The sequence below is a fragment of the Pseudomonas sp. NFX5 genome, assembly GCF_049132125.1.
In the GTDB taxonomy this organism is placed as follows: domain Bacteria; phylum Pseudomonadota; class Gammaproteobacteria; order Pseudomonadales; family Pseudomonadaceae; genus Aquipseudomonas; species Aquipseudomonas marginalis.
The window spans coordinates 27,599-42,219 of the sequence record NZ_JAFMZG010000011.1 but is presented as its reverse complement, the minus strand read 5'-3'; the positions used below and the strand labels follow the sequence as shown (position 1 = coordinate 42,219).

Annotated in this window: 18 protein-coding genes and 1 tRNA gene; 16 read left to right on the top strand and 3 right to left on the bottom strand. The window is 58.9% G+C overall.

From position 1 onward, the window contains the following. The first annotated feature begins 110 nt into the window (after positions 1–110). The 16 genes from ruvC (at position 111) to nadA (ending at position 12,198) form a co-directional block, all read left to right on the top strand. The gene (gene ruvC / locus J1N02_RS07270; protein ID WP_027605540.1) at positions 111–635 is read left to right on the top strand and encodes a crossover junction endodeoxyribonuclease RuvC; all 525 of its coding nucleotides are present in this window, start codon (positions 111–113) and stop codon (positions 633–635) included. Between the two features lie 67 nt (positions 636–702). Next, on the top strand, positions 703–1,314 hold the full coding sequence (ruvA, locus tag J1N02_RS07265) for a Holliday junction branch migration protein RuvA (RefSeq protein ID WP_003175802.1): 612 nt from the start codon (positions 703–705) through the stop codon (positions 1,312–1,314). Next, entirely contained in the window at positions 1,315–2,373 is a 1,059-nt protein-coding gene (gene ruvB, locus J1N02_RS07260; protein WP_003175801.1) for a Holliday junction branch migration DNA helicase RuvB, read from the top strand. A 140-nt stretch (positions 2,374–2,513) separates the two neighbouring features. Beyond that, complete coding sequence (gene ybgC, locus J1N02_RS07255) at positions 2,514–2,969, top strand: tol-pal system-associated acyl-CoA thioesterase (RefSeq protein ID WP_032890914.1); 456 nt, start codon at positions 2,514–2,516, stop codon at positions 2,967–2,969. Position 2,970: 1 nt separating this feature from the next. Continuing rightward, positions 2,971–3,666, top strand: coding sequence for a protein TolQ (tolQ, locus tag J1N02_RS07250; RefSeq protein ID WP_015885609.1), 696 nt, complete (start codon positions 2,971–2,973; stop codon positions 3,664–3,666). A 23-nt stretch (positions 3,667–3,689) separates the two neighbouring features. Next, complete coding sequence (gene tolR / locus J1N02_RS07245) at positions 3,690–4,142, top strand: protein TolR (protein WP_161793227.1); 453 nt, start codon at positions 3,690–3,692, stop codon at positions 4,140–4,142. Then, entirely contained in the window at positions 4,142–5,215 is a 1,074-nt protein-coding gene (gene tolA, locus J1N02_RS07240) for a cell envelope integrity protein TolA (RefSeq protein WP_027605542.1), read from the top strand. The genes tolR and tolA overlap by 1 nt, the downstream gene beginning before the upstream one ends. Before the next feature lie 17 nt (positions 5,216–5,232). After that, positions 5,233–6,513, top strand: a complete 1,281-nt coding sequence (gene tolB, locus J1N02_RS07235) for a Tol-Pal system beta propeller repeat protein TolB (RefSeq protein ID WP_043293513.1) — start codon at positions 5,233–5,235, stop codon at positions 6,511–6,513. Positions 6,514–6,568: 55 nt separating this feature from the next. After that, positions 6,569–7,069, top strand: a complete 501-nt coding sequence (gene pal, locus J1N02_RS07230) for a peptidoglycan-associated lipoprotein Pal (protein WP_003209827.1) — start codon at positions 6,569–6,571, stop codon at positions 7,067–7,069. 6 nt (positions 7,070–7,075) lie between these two features. Beyond that, entirely contained in the window at positions 7,076–7,912 is an 837-nt protein-coding gene (gene ybgF, locus J1N02_RS07225) for a tol-pal system protein YbgF (protein ID WP_027605544.1), read from the top strand. Positions 7,913–8,075: 163 nt separating this feature from the next. Then, on the top strand, positions 8,076–8,723 hold the full coding sequence (gene queE, locus J1N02_RS07220) for a 7-carboxy-7-deazaguanine synthase QueE (protein WP_027605545.1): 648 nt from the start codon (positions 8,076–8,078) through the stop codon (positions 8,721–8,723). A gap of 1 nt (position 8,724) precedes the next feature. Continuing rightward, positions 8,725–9,402: a 7-cyano-7-deazaguanine synthase QueC gene (gene queC, locus J1N02_RS07215; protein WP_027605546.1), complete on the top strand. Its 678-nt coding sequence runs from the start codon at positions 8,725–8,727 to the stop codon at positions 9,400–9,402. Positions 9,403–9,465: 63 nt separating this feature from the next. Then, a tRNA-Lys gene (locus J1N02_RS07210) sits at positions 9,466–9,541 on the top strand. A gap of 192 nt (positions 9,542–9,733) precedes the next feature. Beyond that, positions 9,734–10,312, top strand: coding sequence for an NAD(P)H-dependent oxidoreductase (locus J1N02_RS07205; protein WP_027605547.1), 579 nt, complete (start codon positions 9,734–9,736; stop codon positions 10,310–10,312). Positions 10,313–10,474: 162 nt separating this feature from the next. Continuing rightward, complete coding sequence (locus J1N02_RS07200) at positions 10,475–10,858, top strand: MerR family transcriptional regulator (protein WP_092358396.1); 384 nt, start codon at positions 10,475–10,477, stop codon at positions 10,856–10,858. Positions 10,859–11,139: 281 nt separating this feature from the next. After that, complete coding sequence (nadA, locus tag J1N02_RS07195) at positions 11,140–12,198, top strand: quinolinate synthase NadA (RefSeq protein ID WP_421147245.1); 1,059 nt, start codon at positions 11,140–11,142, stop codon at positions 12,196–12,198. Positions 12,199–12,273: 75 nt separating this feature from the next. Here nadA and J1N02_RS07190 read toward each other — a convergent pair whose 3' ends face one another. The 3 genes from J1N02_RS07190 to gcvT all read right to left on the bottom strand — a co-directional run bounded on the left by J1N02_RS07190 (position 12,274) and on the right by gcvT (position 14,587). Beyond that, a complete protein-coding gene (locus J1N02_RS07190; RefSeq protein WP_027605550.1) occupies positions 12,274–12,762 on the bottom strand; it encodes an RDD family protein in 489 nt (162 codons plus the stop codon). 94 nt (positions 12,763–12,856) lie between these two features. Continuing rightward, entirely contained in the window at positions 12,857–13,069 is a 213-nt protein-coding gene (locus tag J1N02_RS07185) for a cold-shock protein (protein WP_014339904.1), read from the bottom strand. 393 nt (positions 13,070–13,462) lie between these two features. After that, positions 13,463–14,587, bottom strand: a complete 1,125-nt coding sequence (gene gcvT, locus J1N02_RS07180; protein ID WP_098478854.1) for a glycine cleavage system aminomethyltransferase GcvT — start codon at positions 14,585–14,587, stop codon at positions 13,463–13,465. Between the last annotated feature and the right edge of the window lie 34 nt (positions 14,588–14,621).

The window sequence follows — 14,621 nt, the reverse complement described above, 5'->3', positions numbered from 1 at the left end:
GTGTATCAGTCAGCCTATGTCTAACTGGACGATCGCCATCGGGAGCAAGCCCCCTCCCACATTAGAACTACGGTGTATCAAAAAATGTGTTTATCCGACCTGCAGGCGTTATGACTTTAATCCTAGGTATCGACCCCGGTTCGCGCATCACCGGTTTTGGTGTGGTGCAACACACCCCGCGCGGCTGCGTCTACGTCGCTTCGGGCTGTATCCGTACCGGCGCAGGCGAGTTGGCTGAGCGCCTGCAGATCGTCTATCGCGGCGTGCGTGAAGTGATCCAGACCTACGGACCGGTGACCATGGGCATCGAAAAGGTGTTCATGGCAAAAAACGCAGATTCGGCGTTGAAGCTCGGCCAGGCTCGTGGCGCCGCCATCGTCGCCGGCGCCGAGGAGGGCATGGAGATCGCCGAGTACACCGCGACCCAGGTCAAGCAGTCCGTGGTCGGCACCGGCGCGGCCAATAAAGAGCAGGTGCAGATGATGGTCATGCACATGCTCAAGCTCACCTCAAAGCCGCAGATCGATGCCTCCGACGCCCTGGCCATTGCCATTTGCCATGCACACACGCGCTCCAGCCTGCTGCCTCACGGCCTGGGCACGGCACGCAGTCGTGGCGGGCGCCTGCGTCTCTGATAGCATCAGCGCAATCGTTATTTCCGGTCAGGCCTCGCTCTGACCCCAAGCTTTAAGGATCTGAACCGTGATTGGACGCTTGCGCGGCACCCTGGCTGAGAAACAGCCGCCGCACCTGATTCTGGATGTAAACGGGCTGGGGTATGAGCTGGAAGTGCCCATGACCACCCTGTACCGCCTGCCGTCGGTCGGTGAACCCATAACGCTGCATACCCATCTGGTGGTGCGCGAAGATGCGCAACTACTCTATGGTTTCATTGGCAAGCGTGACCGCGACTTCTTCCGCGAGTTGATTCGCCTCAATGGCGTGGGGCCTAAATTGGCCCTGGCGTTGATGTCGAGCCTGGAAGTGGATGAGCTGGTACGTGCCGTGTCGGCCCAGGACACCTCCGCGCTGACCAAGGTACCGGGCGTGGGCAAGAAAACCGCCGAGCGCCTGCTGGTAGAACTCAAGGACCGCTTCAAGGCCTGGGAGGTGGTGCCGAGCATGTTCGCCCTGGTGCCGAACCAGCCGGACATGCCGGCGGGCCAGGTCGCGAGTGCTGAAAGCGACGCCGTCAGTGCGCTGATCTCCCTGGGCTACAAACCCCAGGAGGCCAGCAAGGCCGTCTCGGCCATCAAGGACAAGAACCTGAGCAGCGAAGACATGATCCGCCGAGCCCTGAAGGGAATGATTTAAGTGATTGAAGCTGATCGTCTGATCGCGGCCACCGGACCTCGTGATCGTGAAGAAGTCCAGGACCGCGCCATCCGCCCCCTTAGCCTTGCCGACTACATCGGCCAGCCCACCGTGCGCGAGCAGATGGAGTTGTTTATTCAGGCCGCGCGCGGGCGCAGTGAGTCCTTGGACCATACCTTGATCTTCGGCCCGCCGGGGCTGGGTAAAACCACCCTGGCCAACATCATTGCCCAGGAAATGGGTGTGTCGATCAAGTCCACCTCCGGCCCGGTGCTGGAGCGGCCAGGTGATTTGGCTGCCTTGCTCACCAACCTCGAACCGCACGATGTGCTGTTTATTGACGAAATCCACCGGCTCTCGCCAATCGTCGAGGAAGTCCTGTACCCGGCGATGGAAGATTTCCAGCTCGACATCATGATCGGCGAAGGCCCGGCGGCGCGCTCGATCAAGCTCGACCTGCCACCGTTTACGCTGGTGGGCGCGACCACGCGCGCGGGCATGTTGACCAACCCGCTGCGAGACCGTTTCGGCATTGTTCAACGTCTTGAGTTCTACAGCACCGCCGATCTGGCGACCATCGTCAGCCGTTCGGCCAGTATTCTCGGCTTGCCCCTGGACCCGGAGGGCGCGTTCGAAATTGCCCGTCGGGCCCGGGGCACGCCACGGATTGCCAACCGCCTGCTGCGTCGCGTGCGTGACTTTGCCGAAGTCCGGGCCAAGGGGCACATCACCAAGGCCGTGGCGGACCTGGCCCTGAACCTGCTGGATGTGGACGAGCACGGCTTCGATCATCAGGATCGACGCCTGCTCTTGACCATGATCGAGAAGTTCGATGGCGGTCCGGTAGGTGTCGACAGCCTGGCGGCGGCCATCAGTGAAGAGCGCCATACCATCGAGGATGTGCTGGAGCCGTACCTGATCCAGCAGGGCTATATCATGCGCACGCCAAGGGGGCGGGTGGTGACGCGCCATGCCTATCTGCACTTCGGGTTAAACATTCCGTCACGATTGGGTGAGATGCCCGTGGTAGACGAATTCCTTGATGCAGTGGACGATTAAAAGCTTCACGCCAGTCGATTTATTCGATGTTTGTGCTGTCCTAGTGGCTGGCGTCGTCATTCAGTCACTGGATATGTTTTTCGAGAATGAAAAAACAGTTGCCCCAGCGGATTGGCAACCTGAGGAGTAAGCACTAGAGTATGCGCGCGCAAAACGGGGATCAGTCGTTCGCACATCGCTGTCGCGTTTATTACGAGGACACCGATGCCGGCGGCATCGTGTATTACGTCAATTATCTCAAGTTCATGGAGCGGGCTCGTACCGAGCGGCTACGGGAGCTGGGCTTTGCCCAATCCCAGCTGGCAGGGGAGGACCTGTTATTCGTCGTGCATTCCAGCGAGGCGCGCTACCACGCACCGGCGCGACTGGACGACGAGTTGCTGGTCAGCGCTGAAGTAATCGAATTGAACCGTGCCAGCCTGCGTTTCAAGCAGCAGGTCAGGCGGGCAACGGATGCAACGCTGCTCTGTGAGGGGCAGTTCCTGGTGGCGTGTGTGCGCACCAACAGTTTGAAACCTCGGGCCATTCCCGAAACTCTACGTGCGGCCTTTGCCGCCGTGAGCGGCGCGGGTAAACAATCAAAGCAGGAGATTTAGCGTGGAACCTACCGTCGTCGACCATTCCTCCATGTGGAGCCTGGTCAGCAATGCCAGTGTCGTGGTTCAACTGGTGATGCTGACCCTGGTAGCCGCATCGGTTACCTCTTGGGTCATGATTTTTCAGCGCAGCAACCTGCTGCGCGCCGGTCGACGTGCCCTGGAGAGCTTTGAAGAGCGCTTCTGGTCGGGTATCGACCTGTCCAAGCTGTACCGCCAGGCCGGCAGCAACCCGGACCCGGACTCGGGCGTCGAGCAGATCTTCCGCGCCGGCTTCAAGGAATTCTCGCGCCTGCGCCAGCAGCCCGGTGTTGATCCGGAAGCGGTCATGGAAGGCGTGGCCCGTGCCATGCGCGTCGCCATTTCCCGTGAAGAGGAGAAACTGGAGCAGAGCCTGCCGTTCCTCGCTACCGTCGGTTCCGTCAGCCCGTACATCGGCCTGTTCGGTACCGTGTGGGGGATCATGAACTCGTTCCGCGGCCTGGCCCAGGCCCAGCAAGCGACCCTGGCCACCGTGGCCCCGGGTATTGCCGAAGCCCTGATCGCCACCGCGATCGGCCTGTTCGCCGCTATCCCCGCAGTAATTGCCTACAACCGCTTTGCTGCCACCAGCGAAACGTTGATCGGCCGTTACTACACCTTCGCCGATGAATTCCAGGCGATCCTGCACCGTAAAGTGCACACCAGCGAAGAATAAGCAGGTAATTCCCAATGGCTTTAATCGCTCGAGCTCGCAAAAAGCGCAAGCCGGTCGCCGAGATGAACGTAGTGCCCTACATCGACGTGATGCTGGTGCTGCTGGTGATCTTCATGGTGACCGCGCCGATGCTCAACCAGGGCGTGAAGGTTGATCTGCCCAAGGTTTCCAGTGAAGCCTTGCCGCAGGACAACAACACTCAGGTCCTGACCATTTCGATCAAGGCTGACAAGACCTATTACTGGAACCTTGGCAGCGAAGTCGACACGCAGAAACAGCAGGACAAGGCCTTGACCCTGCCGGCGATGACCGATGCGGTGACCAAGATCATTCGCTCCGGCAACGAAGGCGGCAAGCACACCCAGGTGTTCATCCGCGGCGACAAGTCGGTCGACTACGGTTCCGTCATGGGCGCCATGGGCGGGCTGCAGAAGGCCGGCGTCGGTAACGTTGGCTTGATTACCGAGGCGCCCTGATGCACCAACAGCGAGAGCCGTCCGCCTCGGAAAGCTTCTTCTGGCCTAGCGTCTGGGCAATTGCCCTGCACGTCCTGGTCTTTGGCATGCTGTTCGTCAGCTTTGCCATGACCCCGGACCTGCCGCCAGCCAAGCCGATCGTGCAGGCGACCCTGTATCAGCTGAAATCGAAAAGCCAGGCCACCACCCAGACCAATCAGAAGATTGCGGGTGAGGCCCAGAAGTCGGCTGCGCGCCAGACTGAAGTCGAACAGATGGAACAGAAGAAGGTCGAGCAGGAAGCGGTGAAGGCTGCTGCGGAACAAAAGAAAGAAGAGGCGGCTCAAAAGGCCGAGGAATCGAAAAAGGCTGACGAAGCCAAGAAGGCCGACGAGGCGAAAAAGGCTGATGAAGCCAAGAAAGCCGAGAAAGCTGCCGAAGCTAAAAAAGCTGAAGAGAAACAATTGGCTGATATAGCCAAGAAGAAATCTGAAGAAGAAGCCAAGAAGGCTGCCGAAGAAGAGGCCAAGAAAAAGGCCGCTGAAGACGCCAAGAAGAAAATAGTCGAAGACGCGAAGAAGAAAGCCGCCGAAGACGCCAAGAAAAAAGCTGAAGCAGACGAGGCGAAGAAGAAAATCGCCGACGACGCGAAGAAGAAAGCTGCCGCCGATGCAAGCAAGAAAAAGGCCCAGGAAGCAGCGCGTAAATCCGCCGAAGAGAAAAAGGCCCAGGCCTTGGCAGATTTGCTCTCCGACACGCCGCAGCGTCAGCAAGCCTTGGCCGATGAACGTGGCGATGAAGTCGCGGGCAGTTTCGACGACCTGATTCGGGCGCGGGCAGCAGAAGGCTGGACACGTCCACCTTCGGCACGCAAAGGCATGACAGTAGTGCTGCAGATCGGCATGTTGCCGGACGGTACGGTGACTTCGGTCAGCGTGGCCAAGTCCAGTGGTGACGGTTCGTTCGACAGTTCGGCGGTTGCCGCGGTCAAGAATATTGGCCGGTTGACCGAGATGCAGGGAATGAAACCAAGCGACTTCGCTCCCTATCGTTCATTCAAGATGACATTCACACCTGAGGATCTAGCCTTGTGAGAAACCTTCTTCGAGGAATGCTTGTCGTTATTTGCTGTATGGCAGGGATAGCGGCGGCGGATGAAAAGAACATCCTGGTCACCAGCGGCAGCGATCGGGCTACCCCGATCGCGGTAGTGCCGTTTGGCTGGCAGGGCGGCAGCGTGCTGCCGGACGACATGGCCCAGATCGTCAGCGACGACCTGCGCAACTCCGGTTACTACGCCCCGATTCCGAAAGGCAACATGATCAGCCAGCCGACCCAGGCCAGCGAAGTCATCTTCCGTGATTGGAAAGCGGTGGGCGCGCAGTACCTGATGGTCGGCAGCATCACGCCGGCCGGCGGTCGTCTGCAGATCCAGTACACCTTGTTCAACGTGGCCACCGAGCAGCAGGTCCTGACCGGCAGCGTATCGGGTACCGCCGAACAACTGCGCGACATGGCCCACTACATCTCGGACCAGTCGTTTGAAAAGCTCACCGGTATCAAGGGCGCGTTCTCGACACGCCTGCTTTATGTAACGGCCGAGCGTTTCTCCGTAGACAACACTCGCTACACCCTGCAGCGTTCGGACTACGATGGTGCGCGGGCAGTGACCTTGCTGCAGTCCCGTGAGCCAATCCTGTCGCCGCGCTTCGCGCCGGACGGCAAGCGTATTGCCTACGTGTCTTTCGAACAGAAGCGTCCGCGTATCTTCGTCCAGCACATCGATACTGGCCGTCGTGAGCAGATCACCAACTTCGAAGGCCTCAACGGTGCACCGGCCTGGTCGCCGGATGGTTCGCGCCTGGCATTCGTACTGTCCAAGGACGGCAACCCGGACATCTACGTGATGAACATGGCTTCGCGCCAGATCAGCCGCGTGACCAGCGGTCCTGGTATCAACACCGAACCGTTCTGGGGCAAGGATGGTTCGACCATCTACTTCACCTCGGACCGCGGCGGCAAGCCACAGATCTACAAGACCAGCGTTGGCGGCGGGGGGGCGGAACGCGTGACCTTTATCGGTAACTACAACGCCAATCCTAAGCTTTCGGCTGATGAAAAGACGTTGGTGATGATTCACCGTCAGGATGGTTTCACTAATTTCCGGGTTGCGGCCCAGGATTTGCAGCGTGGAACGGTAAAAATCCTCACAGATACCAACCTTGATGAGTCAGCTACTGTTGCGCCCAACGGCACCATGGTAATCTACGCCACCCGCCAGCAGGGCCGGGGAGTCTTGATGCTCGTGTCCATTAATGGACGCGTAAGGCTCCCGCTTCCTACCGCACAAGGCGAAGTCAGAGAACCGTCCTGGTCCCCTTACCTGAACTGACGCGGCGCTACAAAAAGAAGTACTTAACACACTGGGGTTCATTAGGAGTTTCACGATGGAAATGCTGAAGTTTGGTAAGTTTGCTGCTCTGGCTCTGGCTCTGTCCGTAGCCGTTGGTTGCTCGTCTAAAGGCGGCGACAATGCCGGTGAAGGCGCAGCTGTTGATCCAAACGCTGGTTACGGCGCTAACACTGGTGCAGTTGACGGCTCCCTGAGCGAAGAAGCTGCTCTGCGCGCTATCACCACTTTCTACTTCGAATACGACAGTTCGGACCTGAAGCCAGAAGCCATGCGCGCTCTGGACGTTCACGCGAAGGACCTGAAAGCTAACGGCGCTCGCGTTGTTCTGGAAGGTAACACTGACGAACGTGGTACTCGTGAGTACAACATGGCACTGGGCGAGCGTCGTGCGAAAGCCGTTCAGCGCTACCTGGTACTGCAAGGTGTTGCTCCAGGCCAACTGGAACTGGTTTCCTACGGTAAAGAGCGTCCAGTTGCTACTGGCCACGACGAGCAGTCCTGGGCTCAAAACCGTCGCGTCGAACTGCGTAAGTAATTCGTCATGCGAACGTGCCGTCGTGCTCTAACTGTATTGGCTCTCAGCCTCGCCCCGCTTGCGGTGTGGGCTGCGGTTCCTGTGGAAGACAGCAACTCTGGCTATAACAATAGCGGGAGCAGCTATCCGCCAGCGGGTTATGGCACGAACGGCGCCTATGCTGGGGGGGCGGCTACGTCCGCTCCTTCGGCACAGGGCGAACTGTTCAACCAGCTGCAACGCATGCAGGATCAATTGGCGCAGCAACAAGGCACCATTGAAGTTCTGCAAAATGAGGTGCGTCAGCTGAAGCAGGAAGGCCTGGAGCGTTACCAGGATCTTGATCGACGTATAGGAGCCGGTGTTACACCTGCCGCTACTCCTGATAATTCTTCTGCCGGTGGCGCGCCCAGTGCTGCTATCGGTGGTGCAGCAGCAGGGGCCGCCGCTGCGAGCCAAGCCCCTGCCGCCAGCAGTGAACCGGGTGATCCGGCGAAGGAAAAGCTGTATTACGATGCAGCCTTCGACCTGATCAAGGCCAAGGATTTCGATAAGGCCAGCAAAGCCTTTACCGCCTTCCTGGGCCGCTACCCAAACAGCCAGTACGCGGGCAATGCCCAATACTGGTTGGGCGAGGTGAATCTGGCAAAGGGTGATCTGCAGGGGGCGGGCCAGGCATTTGCCAAGGTCAGTCAACTGTACCCCAAGCACGCCAAGGTGCCCGACTCGCTGTATAAACTCGCTGACGTAGAACGCCGCCTGGGTCATACCGACAAGGTCAAAGGCATTCTGCAGCAGGTCGTAGCCCAGTATCCGGGTACCTCCGCTGCACAGTTGGCCCAACGGGATCTGCAACGCTTGTAAGCGATGCAGCCGTTTAGAAGAAACCCGCGCCTGGCGCGGGTTTTTTCGTTAGAATCCACGCCCTTTTATGACACACGCTTCCTGGGGCCTACGCGTTGGCGGGGTTCCTTGAAGTGCCTGACGGAGGCGGACAGCCTGTTTAGCTGTTACGCCCGTGGCGACTATGCAAGACACATTACGCATCACCGAAGTTTTTTACTCGTTACAGGGTGAAACGCGAACCGCTGGCCTGCCCACGGTTTTTGTGCGCCTGACCGGTTGCCCCTTGCGTTGCCAATACTGTGACAGCGCCTACGCCTTCAGTGGCGGCACCGTGCGCACCCTCGAAGACATCCTGGAACAGGTTGCCGGCTACCGGCCCCGCTACGTCTGTGTAACGGGTGGCGAGCCCCTGGCCCAGCCCAACGCCATCCCCTTGCTCAAACAGCTGTGTGATGCCGGTTACGAGGTCTCCCTGGAAACCAGCGGGGCCCTGGATATTTCCGCTGTAGACCCGCGTGTCAGCCGAGTGGTTGACCTCAAGACGCCGGGCTCCAAGGAAGTGCATCGCAACCGCTACGAGAACATCGAACTGCTGACGCCCAACGATCAGGTCAAGTTCGTGATTTGTTCCCGTGAAGACTACGACTGGGCCAATTCCAAGCTGATCCAGTACGGCCTTGACCGCCGTGCCGGTGAGGTGTTGTTCTCTCCCAGCCACCACGACCTGAACGCGCGCGATCTGGCCGACTGGGTGGTTGCCGATAACCTGCCCGTACGCCTGCAATTGCAGCTGCATAAATACCTGTGGAACGACGAACCGGGGCGCTGAGATGACTGATCAAAAGCGCGCGGTCATCCTGCTGTCCGGTGGCCTCGACTCCGCGACGTTAGTGGCCATGGTTCGCGCCGAAGGCTACAGCTGTTACACCATGAGCTTCGACTACGGCCAGCGTCACCGCGCCGAGCTGGAGGCCGCCGCCCGTGTTGCCCAAGACCTGGGCGTGGTCGAACACAAGGTGATTGGCCTGAACCTCGACGGCATGGGTGGCTCGGCCTTGACCGACAGCACTATCGACGTCCCGGAGGCCCCCACCCAAGGCATCCCGGTCACCTACGTACCGGCACGCAACACCGTGTTCCTGTCCCTGGCCCTGGGCTGGGCGGAGGTTCTGAATGCGCGGGACATCTTCATCGGGGTTAATGCCCTTGATTACAACGGCTACCCGGACTGCCGCCCGGAATACGTCGAGTCGTTCGAACGCATGGCCAATTTGGCGACAAAAGCCGGGGTAGAAGGGCAGGGTTTCCGGATCCAGGCACCGCTGCAAAACCTGAGCAAGGCCGCTATCGTGAAGGTTGGCGTAGGACTCGGTGTCAATTACTCGCTGACAGTTTCCTGCTATCAGGCAGACGATGACGGCCGTGCCTGTGGGAAATGCGACAGCTGCCGACTGCGTGCAGAGGGCTTCCAAATGGCCGGAATTACGGACCCGACGCGTTATTTCTGATTTATTTCAAATAAGGTGTTGAATAATCCTTAGAAATCAGTATTATACGCGCCACCACACAGCGGGTCGTTAGCTCAGTTGGTAGAGCAGTTGGCTTTTAACCAATTGGTCGTAGGTTCGAATCCCACACGACCCACCATTTTTGGCGGTTTAGAAAATCCGGAAGGCCCACGCAAGTGAGGATTTCCGGGTTTTTTTTTGCCTGCGATTTGGTGCTTACCTGCCGGTGCGCAATGCACCCAAGCTATACCAGCATTTGGCAAACCTCCCTGTTGACTCTCCTGTTACGGGCACACCCTATCCTGCCCGCTCGACTTTTCAGGATGAAGTGATGATGAGCAAGCGAGTACTGGTGATTCTGGGACACCCCTCAACCGACAGTTTCTGTGGGGCATTGACCGACACCTATGTGAAGGCGGCCACGGAGGCCGGGCACGATGTGCGTCTGTTACGCCTGGATGCTCTGCGGTTTGATCCAGTGCTGCACGATGGCTACAAACAGGTTCAGTTGCTGGAGCCCGATCTGCTCAAGGCCCAGGCCGATATCACCTGGGCTGAGCACCTGGCGTTTGTCTATCCCATCTGGTGGGGCGGAATTCCGGCCCTGATGAAAGGCTTCTTCGATCGGATATTCCTTCCCGGCTTTGCCTTCAAGTACCGCGAAGGCAAAGCCTTTCCCGACAAGCTTTTGAAGGGGCGCACGGCTCACCTGCTGGTCACGATGGATACCCCGCCGTGGTACTACAAGTGGGTCTACCGCATGCCGGGCCTGCACCAGATGCGCAAGACCACCCTGGAGTTCTGCGGCATCAAACCATTGAAGACCCTTACGTTCGGGCCGATCCTCGGTTCCGGCGACTCCCAGCGCGAAGCCTGGCTCAAGCAAGCCCAGGCTATCGCTTGCCGCTGACATAGCCGTTGCACAGCATCGCCTTGCAGCAGGCGATGCCGGCTTTATCCCTGCCAAGTACACTGCCTTTTGCCACCTTCGGGTTTCCGACCCCGTAGACATGTGTGAAGATGCGGCGCGCCAAAGTGCTCTCCCCACTCTTGTGCCAAAAAAGGACTTTTCATGTATATCGGCAAAGCCGCCCAGCTATCTGGCACTACCGTCAAGACGATCCGCCACTATGAAGACATTGGCTTGCTGCCGCCGCCTGTACGCGAAGGTAAGTATCGGGTCTATAACCAGCAAGGCGTTGAGCTGTTGACGTTCATCAAGTGTGCTCAGCAGCTGGGTTTCAAGCTTAAGGAAATGCAGGCGATTCTTCAGGACCACCGGGGCCTGGAGCTGCCGTGGGATTTGGCCAACCAGGCCATTGCCGATAAAAAGCTCGAGCTGAAAGCCCAGATCGAAGGGCTGCAAAACATCTACGACGGTCTTGAACAGTTCGAAAGCAACCTCAAGGACGCCCGGTACCAATGCCAGTTTGAGCCTCTTTCCAAAACGGTCTGAACGAACTTGCTGCATGAACTCTGCCCGCTGACGGCTATGTGCTTGAGGTGATTTCTGAAGGCGGGGGAGACCCAAGGTACTATTGCGGTTTTTTAATCGACAGGCGCACGCGTCAAAGCCAGATTAGGCTTTTGAAACCATTGGATATTCTGTAGCCTTGCGCAGCTTCACCTTTACCCGTGCTTGATGAACACAATCACTTCGTCCGGCGGCGCCCGAAGGGCTCCAGAGCCGGTGGTACACTCGACTTTCGCGCTACTGCGCCTGCAGGTCTTGCGAACATGACGCACATTTCCGAACGCCTACTGGTTCAAGCCCACCTCGACGCCAAGCAGCCCAAGGCCCTCAGCGCCGAGGAAGAGGCGAGCCTGCGTGCCGCCATTGCTGCCGAGCTCAAGGCTCAGGACGCGGTGCTGGTTGCCCACTTCTATTGCGATCCGGTGATCCAGGCCCTGGCCGAAGAAACCGGCGGCTGTGTCTCCGACTCCCTGGAAATGGCCCGCTTCGGCGCAGCCCACCCGGCCAAGACCGTAATGGTCGCCGGTGTACGTTTCATGGGCGAGACCGCCAAAATCCTCACCCCCGAAAAACGCATCCTCATGCCGACCCTGGAAGCCACGTGCTCCCTGGACCTGGGGTGTCCGGTGGATGAGTTTTCGGCGTTCTGCGACCAGCATCCCGAGCGCACCGTGGTGGTGTATGCCAACACTTCGGCGGCGGTCAAGGCCCGGGCCGATTGGGTGGTGACCTCCAGCTGTGCGCTGGAAATCGTCGAAAGCCTGATGGACAACGGCGAGACCATCATCTGGGGCCCGGACAAGCACCTGGGTACCTACATCCAGCGCCAGACCGGTGCCGACATGCTGCTGTGGGACGGTGCGTGCATCGTCCACGAGGAGTTCAAGTCCAAGCAGTTGGAAGACATGAAGGCGCTGTACCCGGACGCAGCGATCCTGGTGCACCCGGAATCGCCGACCTCGGTAATCGAACTGGCCGACGCGGTGGGCTCCACCAGCCAGTTGATTGCGGCGGCACAGCGGCTGCCGAACAAGACCTTCATCGTGGCGACCGACCGCGGCATCTTCTACAAGATGCAGCAGCTGTGCCCGGACAAGGTCTTCGTCGAGGCGCCCACGGCCGGTAACGGCGCTGCGTGCCGCAGTTGCGCGCACTGCCCGTGGATGGCGATGAATACGCTGGAGCGTACGCTGCAGTGCCTGCGTGAGGGCAGTAATGAGATATTCGTCGAGCCGTCGGTGATTCCGCACGCCGTGCGACCGCTCAAGCGCATGCTGGATTTCACCCAGGCGGCGCGCCTGAAGCTGGCGGGTAACGCCTGAATCGAGGCGAGCTCGGTTGAAAATGTGGGAGGGGGCAAGCTCCCTCCCACATTTTGATTTCGTTCAGGCAGCGGTTTATTTCTTTTGCTTCGGGATGCGCACCAACTGCGTATCCGAGTAGATGTCATGCCAGCTGCGTTTGTGCTTGTCGAACAACGACCAGACAAACCCCAGCCCCACGCATAACCACGACGCAATCGACACTACAAAGCGCAACAGCGCCTGCCACAGGCTGATCCGCGAGCCGTCGGCGTTTTGCACGCGCACGCCCCAGACCTGCATGCCCAGGGTTTGCCCGGAATGGGTCCAGAACTTGGCAAAGAAACCAAACAGCACAAACAACAGAATCGTCGACAGCAGCGGGTCACCGTCCAGTGCGCCGGATTCGGTGAGGGTGCGCATCCTGGCTTCGCCCACGAACGCGATCCACACCAGCTTGTAGATAAACGCGGTGACGATCAGCAGCGCGGTGCACAACAGGAAGTCATAGAACATCGCTGCCAGGCGACGGCCCAGGCCAACGGCGGGGAACTCGCCTTGGGGACTCAGCAAGGGTTTGGACATGGCAGGGCTCTCAGAGGAAAAAAATCATTTTACGGAATAGCGCCCATAAAAAAGCCCCTGATGTCATGTCAGGGGCTTTTTGTCGCAGGAAGGATCAGCCTTCTGCTTGTACTTCGTCAGCCTGCATGCCTTTCTGGCCTTGAACTGCAACGAAGGTGACCTTCTGGCCTTCCTTCAGGCTTTTGAAGCCGTTGCCTTGAATAGCGCGGAAATGCACGAACAGATCCGGACCGCTTTCTGGAGTGATAAAACCAAACCCTTTCTCGTCGTTAAACCACTTGACGGTACCGCTCTGACGATCAGCCATTTTCTTATTTCCTTGACGCTAAAAATTAATGACAGCCCCTTTCACATGAAAGAGTACTGGGCTGGGTTGCAGGAAAGTAAGAGACGTCGAACGGGTTGTAGCACAACTACTTCAGCTACTGCCCAGGTCCAGGTTCCAAGCGACCCATGCAAACACAGTGGGCAAACTCTACGCCAACTAATGGAGAAAAAACAAGCCCTGGCAAAAGCCCAGGTTTTGCTCGGCCGCATGACACTTCGTTGAATAATGTGAAACCGACTTATTCGATAGAATGGGTCACTTGTTATAGGTTAATTCCTATAATAATGCCTATCGTTGCTGCACTGTTTTATGGCGGTTGCGTTACAGATTAGTGCACGTTAACGCAACCGCGTTACTTATAGGAACAGTCAATCAGCCACGATAGTAACGTTGCGGCACAAATGGCATTTTGCTTACACGAAGTGGCACTTTTTTCCCACGCACCAACGCAGAGACTTCGGTGTCCAGTGCGGTGAATGCGCTGTCCAGGTAACCCATGGCCAGTGGGCCACCCAGGCTCGGGCCAAAGCCACCGCTGCACACGCTGCCGATCACGCTGCCGTGTTCGTCGACGATCTCTGCGCCTTCACGTACAGGTGTGCGTTCCTGGGGCAGCAGGCCTACTCGCTTGCGGCTTACACCGGTTTGCTGCTGGGTGAAGATGCGGTCGGCACCCGGGAAGCCACCGGCACGCACACCGTCGGTGCGCCGGGCCTTGGAGATTGCCCACAGGAGGCTGGCTTCGATCGGGGTGGTCTCGGTGTTCATGTCGTGGCCGTACAGGCACAGGCCGGCTTCCAGGCGCAGCGAGTCACGGGCGCCCAGGCCGATGGCCTGCACTTCGTCCTCGGCCAGCAGGCTGCGCGCCAGGCTTTCGGCGCTGGCGGCAGGCACGGAGATTTCAAAACCGTCTTCACCGGTGTAGCCCGAGCGGCTGACGTAGCAGTCCACGCCCAGCAGGCGCACCGGGGCGAATTGCATGAAGGTCATCCGGGTGACTTCCGGGGCCAGGCGCGCCAGTACCTTCACCGCAGCCGGGCCTTGCAGGGCCAGCAGTGCGCGTTCTTCGAACAGCGGCTCGATGCTGCACTGCTCGCCGATATGCTGGCGCAGGTGCGCCAGGTCCTGGTCCTTGCAGGCCGCGTTGACTACCAGGAACAGTTCGTCGTTACCCAGGTTCGCCACCATCAGGTCGTCGAGGATGCCGCCCTGGTCATTGGTGAACATGGCGTAGCGCTGCATGCCGACCGGCAGGTCGATGATGTCGACCGGTACCAGGGTTTCCAGGGCCTTTGCGGCATTGGCGCCGGTCAGGCGGATCTGGCCCATGTGGGACACGTCGAACAGCCCGGCCTGTTCACGGGTGTGCAGGTGCTCCTTCATCACGCCCAGTGGGTATTGCACCGGCATGTCGTAGCCGGCGAAGGGCACCATGCGTGCACCCAGCTCGAGGTGCAGGGCGTGCAATGGGGTTTTCAACAGGGTTTCGGTGGACATGTTCAGCTCCTGAAAAACGTGCCGGCGCGCCTTT